Source organism: Serratia sp. NPDC087055 (genome assembly GCF_044900985.1).
Taxonomy (GTDB): domain Bacteria; phylum Pseudomonadota; class Gammaproteobacteria; order Enterobacterales; family Enterobacteriaceae; genus Serratia.
The window spans coordinates 1,789,872-1,807,266 of record NZ_JBJDOG010000001.1 but is presented as its reverse complement, the minus strand read 5'-3'; the positions used below and the strand labels follow the sequence as shown (position 1 = coordinate 1,807,266).

Genomic DNA, 17,395 nt, shown 5'->3' with positions numbered 1-17,395 from the left:
TTGTGTGGTTTAATGTGGCTGCTTTAGAATTCAGCACCCTGGCCCTTTAGCTCAGTTGGTTAGAGCGCGCGACTCATAATCGCTCGGTCGCTGGTTCAAGTCCAGCAAGGGCCACCAAACCGCCATTAGCTCAGCAGGAAGAGCAACGACCATTAAGTTGTAGGTACGGGGTTCGAGGCCTCGATGGCGGACCAATGCGGGCATCGTATAATGGCTATTACCTCAGCCTTCCAAGCTGATGATGTGGGTTCGATTCCCACTGCCCGCTCCAGAAAAAGCTTTTCAGCCTGCGAAGATGGGATGACCCGAAGTGGCTGGAAAGCGCATCAGAAGGGCGCATTTAGTTTTGATACGCACTATCGAACCCTTTGGTGGGGAGTTTCTAAGTGCGTCCCTCGATGTGAAGTGACTGCCGGGAAAGACCGGCAACCATTCAAGCCCTGGCCTAACCCGCCGGGGCTTTTGTATTCAATTGGGTTACACATGCGGCGATGCTTGCATAGGTGAATTGAAAAAAACATAAGTTTGGTTGACAAAATCAAGAAAACGCGAAAATATTAGGTTTACGAATCCTGAAAAAAGCGAAACTTGATATGACCGAAAGACAGTTGGCACCTTGTTGGGAGTTTCAGTCCTACTTGGATGAGGCGAGTGTGATGAACTTGCTGGCAGAGGTTGCTGGGGTTCTTGAGCAGCTTTACTACCACGGACACACTCTCGACAGTAACTGGTCAAAGGGGGTTAGGGCTTATGACTGGGTCCGTAGCCATTTGATAAAAAATGAAAAGAATATTTCTGGCCTGAGTATGATAACCAAAGGGCTCGATTTTGTTCTTGCCTTGAATAAGGTACCTCTTCAGTTTTCCAAGGACTGTATTGCTGCTCCGAAGAAAAAGCATCGTTTGGTACGCAACAAAGCTGAGTTTGAGCAGTTAAGCCTTTTTGGGGGTAGTGAGCCAGAAGCTGAACAGGATATAACATGGCGAATTCTGGCTGAACCTTACCTCTCTGTTTTGTCTGATGATGACATTGACGACGATGATGAAGAAATAACTTTGCCTCGCTGGATTGTAGCGTTGGTTGGCTTCAACTCCTATGGCGCAGCGGTTAGTGAGGTTCGATATGAGCCAGTCGCGTCTATTCCGCCTATGTCCGTGGACTCTTCAGATCTACCTTCTGAAACTGATATTGAAGACCCCGATTTGCGGAAACGTAAGAAAGGCGAAGATGATCAGGATGTAAAAGACAATGGCACATCAAGTGATTAACTTTGATGATGATTATCGTGGGGATAAGCTCAAACTGGCTAGGATGGCCAGGGGCTTTTCTTGCGAAGAATTAGCAGAGAAAATAGGAAAAACAAAGCAATTCGTTAGTAAGTTAGAAAAAGGTGCGAAACCGACAGAACTGCTACTTGATGAGTTAGCGAAAGTTCTGGATATTCGCCCGGAATTTTTGTTTACAGAGCGCAAGTATGCTTTGGAAAGCGATGTCTGTCACTTTAGAAGCAAAAAATCGCGGACGCAGACTTTAACCAATAGCGTGCTCGCTAGGGCTGAAATCTTAAACTTACTGATTTCTGCTTTAGAGGATGAAATTCAATTACCGGAACTTAATATTCCTGACGCATCTGGTGCTGAAATATTTAGTATGAATGATGTGGAAAGGGTTGCTGAAGAATGCCGCAGATGCTGGGGGCTAGGTATTGGGCCGATATCGTCAATGGTGAAACTCGCAGAAAAACTGGGGGTCATTGTAACTCATGTTACAGGAGTTGATGATAGAGTGGATGCATTTACTGTCCACAATAGGCGTCCAGTAATTATTCGGAATGATGCAAAAAAAAGCATGTGTCGTTTCCGCTCGGATATCGGCCATGAGTTGGGGCACTTGGCTATGCATGAGGGAATTGTCACGGGTGATAAAAAAACAGAGTCACAAGCTGATCAGTTTTCGAGTGCTTTACTTGTACCTAGAGTATCTTTCATAAAAGAGTTCCCTCGTATCCGTGGTAAACAGTTTGATTGGAATGCCATGTTGGCATTTAAGCTTCGTTGGAAGATTAGCCTTCGGATGGCAATCTATCGAGCGACGGCTTTAGGTTTGCTTTCACAAGAACAAGCGCGACGGGGATATATTCATTTGAACTCAAAGGGATATACAAAGAGTGAGCCTGGTGATGAAAATATACCATTAGAAGAGCCAACTCTTCTATCCAAAGCTATAGATATGTTGGACGATTCCGCTTGGGTAGATATTCTTGAACGTACAGGATTAACGGTTGAACTTGTTCGAGAGTTGTTTGGGGTAAATCGACCATTAAGGGATGTTAAAACCTTGTTTAGGGTGGTTGTAAGTAATTGACTTACCCATTTTTAATTAATGCTTACAAGGTAGCTGTAACTGAAATGTTAGTTGTCGCGATATCAGATACTTAATACGTTACCAATGACTCCTGTCATACGTATAAGGCTGCACTTCGGTGCGGCCTTTTTCGTTTTTATCACCCGATGATCGGGCCAAACCCCGGCGAGGGGGAAGGATGAAATCCATGCCGGAAAAAATCGCAGATAGCGCCACGCATGGCGGCTGGTTAGTTGGCCTGCTGCTCGGGGCAATAAATTATTTCTCGCCCAGTGAGTGGATGGTGATCGGTATTTTCGTCGGCATCCTCAGCTCAGTTATCGGGTGTGTAGTCGGCGTCTGGTTTAGATGCCGCCGAGAAAAACTGCTAAAAATGTATCTGATTGATCGGTCAAACAAGAACATCAGCGCGCGGGACGTTGACCTGATAGGGGGCGAATAGTGGCTTCGATAAAAACCAAACTCAGCGCCGCTATGCTGGCGTTGATTGCTGCTGGTGTCTCAGCCCCGGTGATGATGTCGCAGTTTCAGGATGAAAAAGAAGGCCAACGCCTGACTGCATACCAGGACGGTGTCGGCATATGGACAATTTGCGGCGGTGTGACGATGGTCAACGGACAAAAGGTCGTTAAGGCCCAGCGCCTGACCGCAGATCAGTGCAAGCAGATTGACGCAGTCGAGCAGAAAAAGGCGCTCGATTGGGTGGATCGCAACGTCAAGGTAACGCTGACCGAACCGCAAAAAGTCGGTATCGCCTCGTTCTGTCCGTGGAACATCGGCCCCGGAAAATGCTTCACCTCCACATTCTACAGAAAACTGAATGCCGGTGACCGCATCGGCGCTTGTCGAGAAATTCGCCGCTGGATATACGACGGTGGCCGTGATTGCCGTATCCGCGCCAACAACTGCTACGGGCAGATACTGCGGCGCGACCAGGAAGCCGAGCTGGCATGCTGGGGATTAGACAAATGAGCGGCTGGCTTTCAAAACTGGCCCGCGGGGGAATGTTGCTCCTGCTGGTGGTATCGATCTGCCTGGGTGGATATAGCTCGTTGTTGTCATATCGACTGGAGCTGGTACGGCAGCAGGTAGCAGAACAGAAAAAAACGCTGGCGCAGCAGGCCGGACTGATCGCCACCATGCAGGAACAGGACGCCCGTAACCGCAAGCTGATGGCCGAACAGCAACAGAGAGAGCAGCAACTGCGCCAGCGGGGCGAAATTTACCAGAGGAAATACCAGGATGCCATCAAAAACGATGGGTGCAGCCGCCGTGATGCTCCTGGCGGTGTGCTTGACCTCCTGCGCGGAACGGATGCCAACGCCGCCAGTACCAATCGTTCTGTTGCCCCCTGAATCGGTATTCAAGCCCTGCGAGGTGCCAACGTTACAAGGCGACACCTGGGGCGACATTGGCAGCCATGCGCTGGCGCTCCAGACAGCTCTATCAATCTGTGCTAGCCAAGTATCCACACTAATTCAGTGGAGGCAGCGTTTGCATCATGATAAAAATAAGACTCAATAAGGAGCGTTAATCATGGCAACTATTGGAACTCTTAAATTATTAGAGACCTATGTTTTTACAAGCAATAAGCCTTCACGAGTGAAATATGAAACATATACTGATGGCAGCACGCTTACAGCAGAGCTGACAATTTATCGAATAAACCCAATAGGTGTACAGTCACGTGATGTTATTGCTTTGATTGCTTCACCAAACCACCCGGAATTCGCTCGTGATGAGGCGAGAGAGCACTTCCGGCAGAACTACGCTTAACCTCGCACTTGTCCACCTATTGGTGGTTTTTTAATTGTCCACCGTAGAGCATCTATCCAGGTGCTGCGTAATAGACGAAAAAAAGCCCCTTCAGAGGAGGGGCAAGACACAACAACACCAGGGAAATCGATACGTTAATAACGTTTAGTTATTGTACGGGTTTTGATGGGTGAATATTGATGCGATTATGCATTGGTGTGATGAACTAATCTGCATTGCAGAGCAGCCTTTCGAGACTGCTGCGTAATGCGCAAAGCAAAGTCACCGAATCTACCTGGCTCACTGTGGGGTAGATATGGGTGGCTTTTTTTATGGAGCACGCTATGTCAAAACCGGAAGAAAGCGGCCTTGAGCGCGATTACTGTGCCGGTCAACTTTCTCTCCGCGACTTGGCAGAGATATACGGCATCAGTGAAGGGGCCATTAGAAAGCGCGCCAAGAAATACGGCTGGGTTCGCAGTGGAAAAACTGGTACGCAAAAAGGTACGCAGGTACGCAAAAGCGGTACGCAGAAATCGAAAGTGCGTACCACGGAAAAGCCAACAGCCAGCGCCGAAGAGTTGGTATCTGAATCAGGATTAACACCACAGCAAAGCCTTTTCGTAGCGGAATATCTCATTGACCAGAACGCCACTGCTGCGGCTGAGCGCGCCGGCTACAGTGATCCGAATTATGGGCGGCAGCTTCTAACGAATCCTAACGTTAAGCGAGCCATTGAGAGCCAGCTGGTTGCATCCGTATCACGGACTCTGGCCAGTGCCGATGAAGTGTTGGAAAAGATGTGGCAACTAGCCACCTTTGACGCCAACGAGATTTCTCAGTATCGCCACGGCGCCTGCCGTCACTGCTGGGGCTTTGGTCACCACTATCAATGGCGTGACGCTATTGAGCATGAAGAAAAATGCGCAGAGGCGAAAGCCAGGAAGAATCCGGACCCGCCAGACAATGGAGGGTATGGATACGACCACAATAGGGACCCTAATCCAGAGTGCCCACGTTGCAATGGGGATGGAATTGGCCGCGCCTATTTCCCTGACACTCGAAAATTATCGGGCATTGCCCGGTTGGCATATTCCGGCACGAAGATAGGCAAGGGCGGGATAGAGATCACCGCCATCAGTCGCGAAAAAATGTTTGAAGCCATCATGCGAAGAATGGGGCTGAACGAAACCGAACTTGCGCAGCGGTTGGTTGAGCTTGAGATACAGAAGCGGCAGACAGAGGCCGAACGTCTACAGCTCGAACTTGCTCGCCAGAAAAAAACCAACGGGGATGACAAGCCGGGCGGGCCTCAAATAATCATTAACCTGGTGAATTCTCCCGATGGCGACTGAACACACGATCACGTTCCTGCCGTTCCATGACGGGCAGAAGAAAATATATCGCTCGCCGGCGAAGCGGAAAGTGGTCCGTGCTGGTCGCCGCTTTGGTAAAACCACCATGTTAGAGCAGGCTGGCGGCAACTGGGCGGCAAAACAGATGCGCGTGGGCTGGTTTGCGCCGTCCTATAAAATCCTGCTGCCCTCGTTTAAGGCCATTCGGGATCTGCTCAAGCCGATCACCACTAGTTCCAGCAAGACGGATTCGATAATCGAAACGATTGGCGGCGGTCAGGTGGAATTCTGGACGCTGGATAACCCGGATGCCGGTCGTTCGCGTAAATATCACAAAGTCATCATCGATGAAGGCAGCCTGGTCAAAAAGGGCATGCGGGATATTTGGGAGCAGGCGATAGAGCCGACGCTGCTCGACTATGACGGCGATGCTGTTATGGCTGGCACACCCAAGGGCGTGGACGATGAAAACTTTTTCTATCAGGCCTGCAACGATAAATCGATGGGTTGGGAAGAGCACCACGCGCCCACGTCGGCGAACCCGACAATTAACCCCGAGGCGCTGGCGCGCATAATGGCAGGCCGTCCGCCGATGGTGGTTCAGCAGGAATACAACGCTGATTTCGTCGATTGGCGTGGGCAGAACTTCTTCAAGATGGACTGGCTTTTGGAGAATGGCGTCCCGGTCGATTACCCGGCGAGTTGCGATACCGTCTATGGCGTTGTCGATTGCGCCCAGAAAGGCCAGCTACAGAACGATGGTTCAGCCTGCATCTGGTTCGCACTTAGTAACTTCCCAACGCCCTGCCTGGTCATTCTTGACTGGGACATTATCCAGATTGACGGGTATTTCCTGAAAGACATAGTGCCGCAGTGGGTTGGAAAAGCTAAACACCTCAGCGAAATATGTCTGGCACGTATGGGCACGGCTGGGCTGTTTATCGAGGACAAGGCCACCGGTATCACGCTATTGCAGCAAGGGGCCAACGAGGGCTGGAACGTTCACCCAATCGACAGCGAGCTCACATCGCTGCCCAAAGAGTCCCGCGCCATCAATATCTCGGGGTATGTGGCATCGGGGAAAGTACGCATTTCGAAATACGCCTATGACAAGCTGGTGGAATACAAGCAGTCGAAGAAAAATCACCTTTTGACGCAAGTGCTCCAGTTCATCATTGGCGAAGAGAATCAGGACGATGACCTGTTTGACTGTTTCAACTATGGCGTCGCGCTTGGGCTTGGTAATGGCGACGGCTTCTGACGAGAAAACCAATGAACGAAGATGATTTCGAAATCGGCAGCTGCTCTCATTCAGAGTTGATGGCATTGCTGGACAGCGATGATATCCAGCCAGGATCGACGGCGGGCTATCAGACCTGCAAAACGGTCTACCTCTACCACCCGCTGGGCGGCAAGATGGTGGATCGCCCAATTAAGATGGCGATGAACGAACCGCGCACCGTGCATGTTGCTCAGTCTTATGGCCTTGAGCAGCGCCTGCGTGATGCGTTCGAGCGCGAATGGAAGGCTATGGGAGCTAACCAGCAGATTGCCAACGCTGCCCGCATTGCCCGAATTTACGGTGTATCTGCGGTTGCGATGCTGGTGGATAACCAGGTGCCCAGTGAGTCACTGGACTACCGCACTCTGTACAAACACAACGTCAGTTTTAACATTCTTGACCCGCTGAACACCGCGGGCAGCATCGTGCTGAATCAGGACCCGAATGCCCAGGACTTCCAGAAAGTCGATGGCATTCGAGTTGCCGGAAAGCCATACCACAAATCGCGCTGCGTCGTCGTGCAGAACGAAGACCCGATTTATCTGGCGTACAACCCGGCGGCGTTCGGATTTACCGGGCGAAGCGTCTACCAGCGCGCGCTATATCCGCTGAAATCCTTCATCCAGACCATGCGTACCGACGATATGGTTGCGGTGAAAGGCGGTTTACTGGTGACGAAAATCAAAGGGCCAAGCTCTGTCGTCAATAACATGATGCAGAAGCTCAGCGGCATTAAGCGGATGATGTTGAAGCGCGGGAAGACGGGGGAAGTTCTCCAGATCGGTGACGGTGACACTGTTGAGTCTATCGATCTGAGTAATCTTAAGGATCCTCTCGACTCTGCCCGTAAGCACATTCTGGAGAACGTGGCCGCCGCCGCTGACATGCCGGCGATCATTCTCAACTCTGAGACGTTCGCCCAGGGCTTTGGGGAGGGCACTGAAGATGCCCGCTCCGTAGCGGTCTATATCGATAACATTCGTGAATGGCTGGACCAGCTTTATGCATTCTTCATTCGTGTTTGCCAGTACCGGGCGTGGAGCATTGAATTTTTCCAGTCTCTGCGCGCCGACTTCCCAGAACTGAAAAACACCTACAGCCTGTATTTCTCGATGTGGATAAATAACTTCGAATACCGCTGGCCGTCGTCTCTTAAGGAGCCGGAGAGCGAAAAGGTGAAGGTAGACGAAACGCGCTTTAAGGCTATCGTCAGCATGCTGGAGTCGATACTGCCGCAACTCACGGCGGACCCAGAGAACCGCGCGACGCTGATCGAGTGGGCGTGTGAAAACGCCAATGCCAACGAGAATCTGTTCCCTCAGCGGCTTAACCTCGATTACATCTCGCTAAAAGAAAATCCGCCGCCAGAGCCTCCGAAGCATGAGGTGCCGGGCGGTGGGATGATGCTATGAACACGTTCACGCGAACTGTGAGAGACGCGGTGAGGTTCTTTCTTCGCAATGGCTACACGTCTCGCGAGGAGCTGGAACGCTGGCAGAGTATCATCCGGCAGGCTGCCGAGAGTGAAACGGCGGACGACTACATGGCGATGGTCACGCGGAACCTGACTAAATCGTACGATCTGCAGGTTGGTCGCGCTGGCGCGCTGAAACGGCACCAGGGCATATCCCGCTTTACGCTCAACTACCTTGAGCCAAAACTGAGGACTGAACTCGACAGGCGGATCCTGTCCAGCGCCGACCTTATCCAGCTCAACCGCAAAAAAGCTATCGACACAACGTTGTCGCGTTTTAGCGGTTGGGCCAGCAGCATTCCTTCTGCCGACAGCATCGCGCTGTCTGGCATTCAGGGGACGATGCGGGCAACAGCGGATCATATTCAGAAGGCTGCCGAGAAGGTGGACTATGAAGCGCGCCGCGTGATGATCGACCAGAACCGCAAGCTGATAGCCAACATTGATAACGTGATCGCAACGAGTAATAACGCGATTGCGGCGATTTGGCACAGCCATTGGCGCAGGCCCGGTTATGACTTCCGCGAAGACCACAAGGAGCGCGATCAGTTGTACTACCTGATTCGCGGGAACTGGGCACAAAAAAACGGGTATGTGAAAGCCGGTCCTGCCGGGTATCTCGATGAAATCACTCAGCCTGGCGAAGAGGTTTTCTGCCAGTGCTATGTGACCTACATCTACAACATCCGCAGTATTCCTGAATACATGCTGACCCAGAAGGGTCACAAGTTCATGGAGTCAATGAAAGCAGCATAGGGGCATTAAAACGTGGCTATTTTTGGCAGCGGGATAATGTTCCGTCAGGGTAAGTTCGTCTTTCTGATCCAGCGCTCTGATGATGGAACGTGGTGTCAACCTGGCGGCACGGTCGAACCGGGCGAGCTCGCTATTGATGCTGCGCGCCGCGAAGTGCTGGAGGAAGTGGGGTATCAGTACGATGGCCCACTGAATCCGCACAGCGTCTACGGTGATTACCTGACGTTTCGCGCTGAGGTGCCGGAGCAGTTCGAAGCGAAGCTGAACGACGAATCGCTGGCCGCCGGTTGGTTCCGTATTGACGATCTGCCTAAACCGCTTCATCAGCCTTTTGCTGAGATGCTGGCGCAGCAGGCGCTCAATGAAACCGAAGTGGCCACGCTCATCGCTGATGGGACATTAAGCAGCCCGCAATACTTTATCAACATGTGGATGTTTGCCATCCGGGTGACCGGAACGGGAGTTACCTGGCGTTCTGCAGATCAACAGATGGCCTTCCGTAACCCGGATGACTATCTCACCCCTGAGTTTCTCCAACGCGTTGCCGGTGTACCGCTCATCTGGCTGCACCCGGAGAAAAACAAGCTCGATAGCGATGAATTTGCGAAGCGTGTTATTGGCACCCTGACGAACAGTTGGGTTGCTGATAATGGCGAGGTCTGGGCTATCGCCCGGGTGTATGACGTCGAAGCCGCCGGAATTATGGCGACCAGGCAGTTAAGCACCTCGCCAACCGTCACGTATAGCGAAATGCAGGACTCAATCATCAAAATCGACGGTCAGCCTCTATTGGTGGAAGGTTCCCCGGTATTGCTCGACCACGTTGCAATTTGTGAACAGGGGGTATGGGACAAGCTCCTATCCCCTACTGGTGTTAAATCTGATTCCATTCCAAATGAGGCTGAAAAGATGGACGAGGAAAAAATCGTAGCGCTTATCAACAAAGCGATCGATGCCCGCATGGCAAAAGCTGATTCTGAGGCAAAAGAGGCCAAGGAAAAAGCGGATGCCGAAGAGGCAGCCAAGAAAGAAAAGGCTGATGCAGAGGAGAAAACGGCAGAAGAGGCGAAAGCCAAAGCCGACGCGGAAGAAGCGGCCGCCAAGGAAAAAGCCGACGCTGAGGCCAAAGAAAAGGCAGATGCTGAAGAGGCCGAACGCATGGCAAAAGAAAAGGCAGATTCTCAACTGCGTCAGGAAATTGCTGATCTGCGCTCCCGCATTCCAACCGAACTTAGCGACGAAGAGCGTAACGAAGTCGCCGATGCCCAGGTAAAAGCCGATAGCGTTTTCTCCAGTTTCGGCAAACGCGCCCCGGCCCCGCTGTCTGGCGAAAAGCCACTGGCATACCGTCGCCGTCTGATGATCCAATTGCAGGAACATTCGCCGGACTTTAAGACCGTCGACCTGTCATCAATCGCTGATTCCGCGCTGCTTGGGTTTGCTGAAAAGCAGATTTATGCCGACGCGCAAAAATCGGCAAGCTTGTCTGTAGGCCCTGGCATGTTGCGTGAAATCAAACGCGCAGATGCAACAGGCCGCCAGATCAGCACATTCGAAGGCGATCCTGCTGCTACCTGGGCTCCGTTCCAGTCAGGTAAACGTCAGGTCACTAGTTTCAACAACCAGGCTTAACGGGAGCTCTAAAGCATGGCTAATTTATCTCTTAATCCGATGGCAACCACGAATGCGCTGGGTTCCTTCGGTGTGCAGTCCGACGGTTATGTTCAGGGCATTGCTCTGGATGACCCGGCTAACCGCTTTAATCTGGCCGCGGGTACCGTGGCGGCAACTGAAACTAAACCGCTCTGGGGCGGCCTGCCGGTGGCTGAACTTCTGTCAGGCACGCAGTCTAGTCCGCGTGGTTCATACATCCGCCGTGCAGCGTCTGTCGCTGAGTTGGAAGGTTTCACCGTATTCAACCAGGCGCACAACGGCCTGACCACTCCGCAGTCACCGGTGCCACTGTACGCATCCGGTATGAGCGTTTCGTACTATCGCCTCGGCTCAAACATGCACGTTCCGCTGAAAGCGTCTGCGCAGGTTGTTGCGCTGGGCACCAGTGGCGCATCCGTTAAAACGGCATTGGCCTGGGACTTCGTCAACAACCAGATTACCACCGCGGCTGCGGCCGGTTTTGCTGGTGCTGATATTGCGACTACCGCTGTGACCTATGCCGCGGGTGTGGCAACGGCAACCACCGCATCAGCTCACGGCCTGAGCGCTGGTCAGTACGTGAAAATCAACGACGTTGTGCCGGCAGCGTACAACGGTACCGTTGTTGTGCTTTCCGTTACGAACTCAACCACCTTCACCTATGCCACAGTAACAGCACCGGGAGGCCCGGCTACTACGCAAGGCACTATAGGCGCAGTAACACCTTCCGACATCACGCTGCCGGTAAAAGTGATCGCCATCGAATCAGGAAATTCAAAGACTGTCAGCTATGACAGCGCGACGGGTTTCCTGACCTGGAATAACACCGACAGCTGCGCGCTGGTCTTACTTTAATCGGGAGCTGAATTAAATGGCTGCAATTACCCCCAGCTACACCATCGTTAATCCGTCGTATATTGCGCCGGAGATGATCCTCGGTTACCAGCAGGCATCAGGTGCGTTTGAAACCATCGCCAGCGGTAACCCGCAAGTTCGCCTCGGCGTTGGCGACCAGTACGTCTACATGCGCCGACTGGATATCCGTACCCAATCCACCTCCAGCCAGTCTGGAAACGGTAACCAGCTGCCAAGTGTGGCGCTGGATGCGAAGATGATTTCCACCCCAACTTATCTGTTCCGCTGCCGTGGTATTTACGATCACCACGACATGGCAGCGGCTGGTAACTGGAACTTTGCTCTGCCGGAGGCCCAGCGCCTCGGTATGCGCCAAGGTATCTTCCAGCAGCTCCGCTCTGCTTTGTTGTACGGTATGAACCCCGCCGGTGGTGAGGGGCTACTGAATACCGCGGGTGCGACCACCGAGTCTCTGCCGCCGGACAGCAACAACAACGCCACCGTGCTGACTTATGATCACGGTCAGATGGCTGTGTATCTGCTGGGCCATGTTCAGGCTGCGATGACCCGTACCATGCAGTTAGGTCGCCAGCAGCGTGTCGTTATCCTTGGTCCTCAGCGTATTTTGGGCGCAATGGAGATTCAGCAAATCGTTCAGCTGACTTCTTACCAGCGTCCTGGCGGCGGTACTGATACCGTTGGCGGCACGGTGAAAGAGGTTCTGAAGGGCGCAAACATCCAGGTTGACTGGGTGTATGACGACACCCTGATCGGTGCAGGCGCAGGTGGTACTGATGCTGTGGTTATCACCATCCCGGAAGTCGAGGTGCCAATGGTTAACTCGACTGTTAATACCAACGAATTCGCCAAGTTGACCCCGTCTCTTGCTGCGAACGCCCTGATGTTCTGCGACATGGCCGCGCCTCGTGAAATCCCGACGCCGATTGCTGGTGGCGCGATTGATGTTCTGTCCGAAATGCGTTCTACCGCAGGCTGGGCAGTGCGTCCGGAAGCCATCACCATCTTGTCGATGGCGTACAGCGCCTGATCCACTCTTGTAGTGATTAAGCCTCTGCCGGGGAAACTCTGCAGGGGCTTTTTTATGAGGTAACCAATGAAACTCTTTATCGCTAACACCACCAAACAACGCCAGATTTTTGCTTACCGCAAACTTGAGACCGGTCGGCTTGTCCAGATCCCGATTAACCACGGAGACCAGATGATGGTGCTCGACGGTTCCACTGACGAGGTGGAATCAGTTATTCAGCATCACCAGATGTATGGACTGATCGACTCGACGAAAATCGACCAAAGCCAGGCATTTGTCGGGCTTTGCTACAGCATCAATAAGCCAGTTTCAGCGTCGGTTATCGAAAAGACCATCCGCGATAACGATATCCATCTGACACGTGGTGCGCACAACCGTCGCCAGGCATCCGTGGCTGCGCTCGACAGCTCGTTGCGCGATAGCGGCACCGGCTATTCCGGTGAGATGGAAGTCAGCGCAGAGCAGGCGAAAGGCCGCGATGACAACGAAGACGCAGATGTGGTTAACGAAACCATCGTGACTGAAAAATCCGGGAGCAAGAAAAAATGACGACGAGCCTGTCGGGATTTATTGAATTCATTCGTACTGACATGAAGGTAACTGCTGAGCAGGTTCCCGACGACTCTCCATCATTTTCCCTGGCTTATGGCGGCGCGGTCGAATGGGTTAACTCGGATATCGCGTGCGTTATGCCGAACCTGTACACCGTTGCTGTGTATAACCTCGGCGCGTCGTTCCTGGTCAACTACGGCAATGAACCCGTGTTTGCTGAATTCAGGAAGGTATATGGCCTCAATGATTTCACTGCAGGGGTTATTACCGGGGCCAGTGATAACGCAACAAGTTCTCAACGTTTGGTACCCGACTTCTTCAAAAACTTGTCTCTGGCAGATCTCCAGATGCTTAAAGACCCGTATGGCCGGCGCTATCTGATGATTGCTGAGCAGTTTGGCAGCCTGTGGGGGTTGTCATGATCACCTTTCATCTGGGTGTTATCGATATTCCTTACGGGGATGAGAACACCACAACCGGCGACGTTGCTGAATATCTGGAAGAAAAATACCAGATTATGCAGACCTTCTTCGATAGGTATGGCAATGACATTGCCGAGCTGATGAGTAAAGACCTCGCCGCAAATCTTGAAAATATGTTGGCTGGCGCACCGCCATCAAGAGATCCGCTTGCAGAATCCATGTCGCGGATCCACGACTTGTTTGTGGCCTTTCTGGATAACGACGAGATGAACGGTATGCAGGGCGTCCCAACCCGACGCGCGCTGCTTGGCATCTCGAAGCGCTTCAAAAACAAGAAAGGCGATCCGCGAGCATCATTTATCGATACAGGAAATTATCAGGCAGCCATGCGCGCCTGGGTAAGCGGGGTGTTAAATGCCTTCCCTGAGTGAACTGCAGCAGAATGCGAAAACCGAGCTTAACGCCACACTGACGCAGGGGCTTGACGACCTGAGCCGCTTTCAGGTGGTCACCTTCACGAAGTACATCAGGAAAGTACTTCCGCTGGATGGCTTCGTGTTTTGGGTAAAGGCGTCGATTATTACCGATGATCCGGACAGTGAACCGGATACCAAGGACGTGAAAGGTTATCTGCACCTGACGACAGAGAGCATTCAGGATGAGGAGCAGCTCTACGACAAAAACGTGGTGACGTTTACCGCGCAGGCCGATATCGATCCCTTCAATGATATTGGCTCTGAGGTGCTCTACATCGGTGAGTTTTACGGTATCCGGTTTGCGTTTTCCCGCCGTTCCGGATTGAACGAACCCGCCAATATTTACCACTACACCGGGCACGCCATTTACCCGCACATGATGTCGCAGATCATCAATTCGCCGGACGATATCGATCTGGCGGATGTGGTGGTCTCCAGTTCGCTGCCGATCTGGCTGTCATTGAACCAGTACATGCCGATGTTTCCGGCCATGCTGTCATTGCAGAACCTGGCCCCGCCGTATGCCACGGTGAAATGCAGCGACCCGGTACCGGTCGCCGGCGCTTTTTACCTGGATGAAAAATCCAACCAGTACCAGCTGGTTTCCGAGGATGTGACGATCTCGGTAACCGGCCTGCGCAATGCATCCGTAGAGGATTTTCTCCGCTACGTCCAGCAATACACGCTCAGCGATGATGCCGAGATGGGCGTGATGAATATTCCCGTGGTGCAGGATGAGCGCGTGACGCAAAACGAGCTCAACATCATCGCCATGCGGAAGAAGATTAAATTTCGCGTCAATTACTATCAGCAGCGGATGAGGAATGTCGCCCGCCAGTTGATCACGTCTGCCATCCCGTCCATTTATGTGGAGAAATAATTAAATGGCCATTGTGAATATTAATGTATCGGTCACCAACCCACCGAAGCCGACCCAGCTGCTGAAATCTGGCGCGCTGGTCTCTGTCGGGGGGACGACGTTGGCACCAGGCAGTTATGAGTTGTTGACGTCAAAAGATGACCTGAAAACGATTGTCGCGTCGGCGAAAACGATGACGGCAATCGCCTGGGCGGCAAATATCGTTACGGTGACGCTATCCGAAGCGCATGGCTGGGCCAACGGGGATAAGGTGCCTGTGGTGATTTCCGGTGCGGCACCTGAGGGGTACAACGGCGCGCATACCGCCACGGTGACTGGTGACAAGGCGTTTACCTATGCGCTGAGCACAGATCCGGGTACCGCAACAACGATGGGGACCGTGCTTTCGGTGGCGGCCGGTGAAATCCAGCAGATGAATACTACCTACTGGGCGCAGGGAACCAGCCGAGCGGTTTATGTGTTGGAACTGGGCGAACTGAGTGCATCGGCGGCTATCGCGGCATTAAGCAAGTTTATCGACGAAGATATTTCGCTGGGTAACACCTATCAAAAATTCTTCTCTTACCTTGTTCCCCGCGAATGGGACGAAGAGGCCTCGTTCAAGACGCTGGCGAACAGCTACACCTCGCCCGGTGCGCTGGTGAAGTTTTTTGTCACCACCACCATTGCCACCTATGAAGCGTGGGCGTCGGGGAAATACCCGAATGTTTTCGCTGGCGTTGAAGCTCCAGGCATTGGCGCCACCGAGTTCTCTATGGCGGCACCGTTCCAGTCTTCGCTGGCCAACGATCCCAGCTCGTCGAATATGGTGCCGCCGATGGCGTTCCGCTTCATGTATGGCGTGACGGATTATCCGCCTTCAGGGAACGGCAAGTTGCTGAAAGCCCTGCAGGACAGCAACATCAACTACATCGGCACGGCTGCCGAGGGTGGTTTAAGCAACAAGATGCTGGTCGCCGGCCATATGCTGGATGGCATGCCGTTCAACTACTGGTATGCAGTGGCCTGGTGCGCTATCAATCTGGAGATGGATCTGGCCAATGAGATCATTAACGGCTCTAACACCACCGTCAATCCGCTCTACTACGAGCAGAACGGCATCGACCGCTTGCAGCGCCGCGGATTAAAAACGCTGCGTTCTGGCATCAGCTACGGGCTGATCCTCGGTCAGGTGATCGACACGAAACTCAACCAGGATGCCTTTAACGAACAATACGAAAAAGGTGCCTATGCCGGCAGCGCGGTGATCAACGCCGTACCGTTTGCCAACTACACCAGCCTGAATCAATCCGATTACGCCGATGGGAAATACAGCGGCCTGAGTGCGGTTGTCACGCCGAAACGCGGCTTTGAGTCCATTACCTTCAACCTCAACGTAACCAATTTTGTGGGGGCGTAATAAATGCCAAATCCATTAGTTCCGCAGGGATTCCTTAACCGCGTTCGGGGCGCGGTCAGTATTACCGACAATCCGGCGCTAAACGTCACGGCGTCATTCCTGGGCAAAGAGGGGATCAGCATGCGGCCGGATACCGTCGCCACTGACATTATCCCCACGATGACCGGTACCGTGGGCAGCCAGGCACCTTACCAGCAGGTGACCTTGACGGTACATTTGCTGAAAACGCAGGGGCTTGCTGCCAGTTATCAGCGGCAATTTGCCTCCGATACCGCATTGGGGGAGGTGGTGGTTACACCGGATGCGACCACCTTCGGCAACTACACCATCCTGAACTGCTACCTGGTGAATTTTAACGAAATCACCCTCAACGGTACGGATGCCGGCTTTGTTGCGACAATTTCCGGCTACCTCACCACCAACGACAAGATGTGGGATTGATGGGTATGAAAATTGATAAAAAACTGAATTTCGTCAGCACGATCACGCGCGACGACGGATCGCTGGTCTACCTGCACGTTGTGCCGTTCCCGTATGAAGTGGTGCAGGAGAACTGCGTGATGCTGGGGAATATGTTCCATAACTTCTTCACCTCTGTGGGGGCGACGGGCGCGCCGCGTGTGGCCGCGATGATGCTGCGTAATATTCTCAAGGCACGGCAGGATACTGGGGGCGTCCCGGCGGGTGAACCGACCCTCGTTGACGACATTCAACGACTGACGACAGTAATTTTCAATGATAACGGCGTATGGCGTCCTGTGCCGCTTGAAACGGCATTTAGGCAGGCGGTTATTTCTCCGGACGAATACCGTGAAGTTGAGGGCGAAGTGGTGTTTTTTATGGTCGCCTCTGCCATTCAGAAAGCCAACTTGATAGCGGGGACTGTGGGGAAAGCGCTCGATATGTACAGTGGGCAACTCGTCTCATTGAGTGCTACGGCGTTTCGCGATTCTTTACCGACGTCGAAAACGGATACCGATACCCCGACCCCGCCAGCCCCGCAGGAACTGTCGTACATTCCCTCCTGACCTGGGCCTCCTGTGAGGGGTTCAGCGAACTCTGTCGGGAATTGGATTGCGGCAACTACAAAAGCCCGCTCCATTTCCGGCAGCGGTTCATTCTGG

At 52.8% G+C, this 17,395-nt stretch carries 21 protein-coding genes and 3 tRNA genes; all 24 read left to right on the top strand.

Translation table 11 applies throughout. The annotated features are described in order from the left end of the window. The first annotated feature begins 40 nt into the window (after positions 1–40). The 24 genes from ACI2J2_RS08625 (at position 41) to ACI2J2_RS08510 (ending at position 17,299) form a co-directional block, all read left to right on the top strand. Positions 41–117: transfer RNA gene (locus tag ACI2J2_RS08625), tRNA-Ile, on the top strand. Positions 118–119: 2 nt separating this feature from the next. Beyond that, positions 120–194, top strand: a tRNA-OTHER gene (locus ACI2J2_RS08620). A gap of 2 nt (positions 195–196) precedes the next feature. Next, a tRNA-Gly gene (locus ACI2J2_RS08615) sits at positions 197–271 on the top strand. A 385-nt stretch (positions 272–656) separates the two neighbouring features. Continuing rightward, a complete protein-coding gene (locus ACI2J2_RS08610) occupies positions 657–1,268 on the top strand; it encodes a hypothetical protein (protein ID WP_404759868.1) in 612 nt (203 codons plus the stop codon). Further along, the gene (locus ACI2J2_RS08605; protein ID WP_122078468.1) at positions 1,249–2,364 is read left to right on the top strand and encodes an ImmA/IrrE family metallo-endopeptidase; all 1,116 of its coding nucleotides are present in this window, start codon (positions 1,249–1,251) and stop codon (positions 2,362–2,364) included. The genes ACI2J2_RS08610 and ACI2J2_RS08605 overlap by 20 nt, the downstream gene beginning before the upstream one ends. A gap of 187 nt (positions 2,365–2,551) precedes the next feature. Further along, a complete protein-coding gene (locus ACI2J2_RS08600; RefSeq protein WP_404759867.1) occupies positions 2,552–2,806 on the top strand; it encodes a phage holin in 255 nt (84 codons plus the stop codon). After that, entirely contained in the window at positions 2,806–3,336 is a 531-nt protein-coding gene (locus tag ACI2J2_RS08595) for a lysozyme (protein WP_404759866.1), read from the top strand. The genes ACI2J2_RS08600 and ACI2J2_RS08595 overlap by 1 nt, the downstream gene beginning before the upstream one ends. Continuing rightward, complete coding sequence (locus ACI2J2_RS08590) at positions 3,333–3,719, top strand: DUF2570 family protein (protein ID WP_404760281.1); 387 nt, start codon at positions 3,333–3,335, stop codon at positions 3,717–3,719. The genes ACI2J2_RS08595 and ACI2J2_RS08590 overlap by 4 nt, the downstream gene beginning before the upstream one ends. Continuing rightward, positions 3,607–3,888, top strand: coding sequence for an Rz1-like lysis system protein LysC (lysC, locus tag ACI2J2_RS08585; RefSeq protein WP_404759865.1), 282 nt, complete (start codon positions 3,607–3,609; stop codon positions 3,886–3,888). The genes ACI2J2_RS08590 and lysC overlap by 113 nt, the downstream gene beginning before the upstream one ends. A gap of 12 nt (positions 3,889–3,900) precedes the next feature. Continuing rightward, the gene (locus tag ACI2J2_RS08580) at positions 3,901–4,140 is read left to right on the top strand and encodes a hypothetical protein (protein ID WP_404759864.1); all 240 of its coding nucleotides are present in this window, start codon (positions 3,901–3,903) and stop codon (positions 4,138–4,140) included. A 323-nt stretch (positions 4,141–4,463) separates the two neighbouring features. Then, on the top strand, positions 4,464–5,474 hold the full coding sequence (locus tag ACI2J2_RS08575; protein WP_404759863.1) for a terminase small subunit: 1,011 nt from the start codon (positions 4,464–4,466) through the stop codon (positions 5,472–5,474). Then, positions 5,464–6,735 carry a hypothetical protein gene (locus tag ACI2J2_RS08570; RefSeq protein ID WP_404759862.1) on the top strand — a complete coding sequence of 424 codons (1,272 nt, stop codon included), beginning with the start codon at positions 5,464–5,466 and terminating at the stop codon, positions 6,733–6,735. The genes ACI2J2_RS08575 and ACI2J2_RS08570 overlap by 11 nt, the downstream gene beginning before the upstream one ends. An 11-nt stretch (positions 6,736–6,746) precedes the next feature. Continuing rightward, on the top strand, positions 6,747–8,168 hold the full coding sequence (locus ACI2J2_RS08565) for an anti-CBASS protein Acb1 family protein (protein ID WP_404759861.1): 1,422 nt from the start codon (positions 6,747–6,749) through the stop codon (positions 8,166–8,168). Continuing rightward, positions 8,165–8,986 (top strand): hypothetical protein, encoded by an 822-nt coding sequence (locus ACI2J2_RS08560; RefSeq protein WP_404759860.1) that lies wholly within the window; start codon positions 8,165–8,167, stop codon positions 8,984–8,986. Before ACI2J2_RS08565 ends, ACI2J2_RS08560 begins: the two co-directional genes overlap by 4 nt. Before the next feature lie 12 nt (positions 8,987–8,998). Further along, complete coding sequence (locus tag ACI2J2_RS08555; protein ID WP_404759859.1) at positions 8,999–10,618, top strand: NUDIX hydrolase; 1,620 nt, start codon at positions 8,999–9,001, stop codon at positions 10,616–10,618. A 15-nt stretch (positions 10,619–10,633) separates the two neighbouring features. Next, positions 10,634–11,494, top strand: a complete 861-nt coding sequence (locus ACI2J2_RS08550) for a hypothetical protein (protein ID WP_404759858.1) — start codon at positions 10,634–10,636, stop codon at positions 11,492–11,494. Positions 11,495–11,510: 16 nt separating this feature from the next. Further along, positions 11,511–12,542: a DUF2184 domain-containing protein gene (locus ACI2J2_RS08545; RefSeq protein WP_404759857.1), complete on the top strand. Its 1,032-nt coding sequence runs from the start codon at positions 11,511–11,513 to the stop codon at positions 12,540–12,542. Between the two features lie 66 nt (positions 12,543–12,608). Next, on the top strand, positions 12,609–13,091 hold the full coding sequence (locus tag ACI2J2_RS08540; protein ID WP_209632907.1) for a hypothetical protein: 483 nt from the start codon (positions 12,609–12,611) through the stop codon (positions 13,089–13,091). Continuing rightward, on the top strand, positions 13,088–13,516 hold the full coding sequence (locus ACI2J2_RS08535) for a hypothetical protein (protein ID WP_201895424.1): 429 nt from the start codon (positions 13,088–13,090) through the stop codon (positions 13,514–13,516). Before ACI2J2_RS08540 ends, ACI2J2_RS08535 begins: the two co-directional genes overlap by 4 nt. Beyond that, positions 13,513–13,947: a hypothetical protein gene (locus ACI2J2_RS08530; protein WP_201895423.1), complete on the top strand. Its 435-nt coding sequence runs from the start codon at positions 13,513–13,515 to the stop codon at positions 13,945–13,947. Before ACI2J2_RS08535 ends, ACI2J2_RS08530 begins: the two co-directional genes overlap by 4 nt. After that, on the top strand, positions 13,931–14,872 hold the full coding sequence (locus ACI2J2_RS08525; RefSeq protein ID WP_404759856.1) for a hypothetical protein: 942 nt from the start codon (positions 13,931–13,933) through the stop codon (positions 14,870–14,872). The genes ACI2J2_RS08530 and ACI2J2_RS08525 overlap by 17 nt, the downstream gene beginning before the upstream one ends. Before the next feature lie 4 nt (positions 14,873–14,876). Beyond that, positions 14,877–16,271 carry a hypothetical protein gene (locus ACI2J2_RS08520; RefSeq protein ID WP_404759855.1) on the top strand — a complete coding sequence of 465 codons (1,395 nt, stop codon included), beginning with the start codon at positions 14,877–14,879 and terminating at the stop codon, positions 16,269–16,271. Between the two features lie 3 nt (positions 16,272–16,274). Then, entirely contained in the window at positions 16,275–16,712 is a 438-nt protein-coding gene (locus tag ACI2J2_RS08515; protein WP_201895420.1) for a hypothetical protein, read from the top strand. Then, on the top strand, positions 16,712–17,299 hold the full coding sequence (locus ACI2J2_RS08510) for a hypothetical protein (RefSeq protein ID WP_404759854.1): 588 nt from the start codon (positions 16,712–16,714) through the stop codon (positions 17,297–17,299). Before ACI2J2_RS08515 ends, ACI2J2_RS08510 begins: the two co-directional genes overlap by 1 nt. Positions 17,300–17,395 lie beyond the last annotated feature (96 nt).

What these genes read in the sequence shown, in the direction of transcription:
- ACI2J2_RS08610 (WP_404759868.1), top strand. Translation starts at nt 657, where the DNA reads ATGAACTTGCTGGCAGAGGTTGCTGGGGTTCTTGAGCAGCTTTACTAC.
- ACI2J2_RS08605 (WP_122078468.1), top strand. Translation starts at nt 1,249, where the DNA reads ATGGCACATCAAGTGATTAACTTTGATGATGATTATCGTGGGGATAAG.
- ACI2J2_RS08600 (WP_404759867.1), top strand. Translation starts at nt 2,552, where the DNA reads ATGCCGGAAAAAATCGCAGATAGCGCCACGCATGGCGGCTGGTTAGTT.
- ACI2J2_RS08590 (WP_404760281.1), top strand. Translation starts at nt 3,333, where the DNA reads ATGAGCGGCTGGCTTTCAAAACTGGCCCGCGGGGGAATGTTGCTCCTG.
- lysC (WP_404759865.1), top strand. Translation starts at nt 3,607, where the DNA reads ATGCCATCAAAAACGATGGGTGCAGCCGCCGTGATGCTCCTGGCGGTG.
- ACI2J2_RS08580 (WP_404759864.1), top strand. Translation starts at nt 3,901, where the DNA reads ATGGCAACTATTGGAACTCTTAAATTATTAGAGACCTATGTTTTTACA.
- ACI2J2_RS08575 (WP_404759863.1), top strand. Translation starts at nt 4,464, where the DNA reads ATGTCAAAACCGGAAGAAAGCGGCCTTGAGCGCGATTACTGTGCCGGT.
- ACI2J2_RS08570 (WP_404759862.1), top strand. Translation starts at nt 5,464, where the DNA reads ATGGCGACTGAACACACGATCACGTTCCTGCCGTTCCATGACGGGCAG.
- ACI2J2_RS08565 (WP_404759861.1), top strand. Translation starts at nt 6,747, where the DNA reads ATGAACGAAGATGATTTCGAAATCGGCAGCTGCTCTCATTCAGAGTTG.
- ACI2J2_RS08560 (WP_404759860.1), top strand. Translation starts at nt 8,165, where the DNA reads ATGAACACGTTCACGCGAACTGTGAGAGACGCGGTGAGGTTCTTTCTT.
- ACI2J2_RS08550 (WP_404759858.1), top strand. Translation starts at nt 10,634, where the DNA reads ATGGCTAATTTATCTCTTAATCCGATGGCAACCACGAATGCGCTGGGT.
- ACI2J2_RS08545 (WP_404759857.1), top strand. Translation starts at nt 11,511, where the DNA reads ATGGCTGCAATTACCCCCAGCTACACCATCGTTAATCCGTCGTATATT.
- ACI2J2_RS08540 (WP_209632907.1), top strand. Translation starts at nt 12,609, where the DNA reads ATGAAACTCTTTATCGCTAACACCACCAAACAACGCCAGATTTTTGCT.
- ACI2J2_RS08535 (WP_201895424.1), top strand. Translation starts at nt 13,088, where the DNA reads ATGACGACGAGCCTGTCGGGATTTATTGAATTCATTCGTACTGACATG.
- ACI2J2_RS08530 (WP_201895423.1), top strand. Translation starts at nt 13,513, where the DNA reads ATGATCACCTTTCATCTGGGTGTTATCGATATTCCTTACGGGGATGAG.
- ACI2J2_RS08525 (WP_404759856.1), top strand. Translation starts at nt 13,931, where the DNA reads ATGCCTTCCCTGAGTGAACTGCAGCAGAATGCGAAAACCGAGCTTAAC.
- ACI2J2_RS08520 (WP_404759855.1), top strand. Translation starts at nt 14,877, where the DNA reads ATGGCCATTGTGAATATTAATGTATCGGTCACCAACCCACCGAAGCCG.
- ACI2J2_RS08515 (WP_201895420.1), top strand. Translation starts at nt 16,275, where the DNA reads ATGCCAAATCCATTAGTTCCGCAGGGATTCCTTAACCGCGTTCGGGGC.
- ACI2J2_RS08510 (WP_404759854.1), top strand. Translation starts at nt 16,712, where the DNA reads ATGGGTATGAAAATTGATAAAAAACTGAATTTCGTCAGCACGATCACG.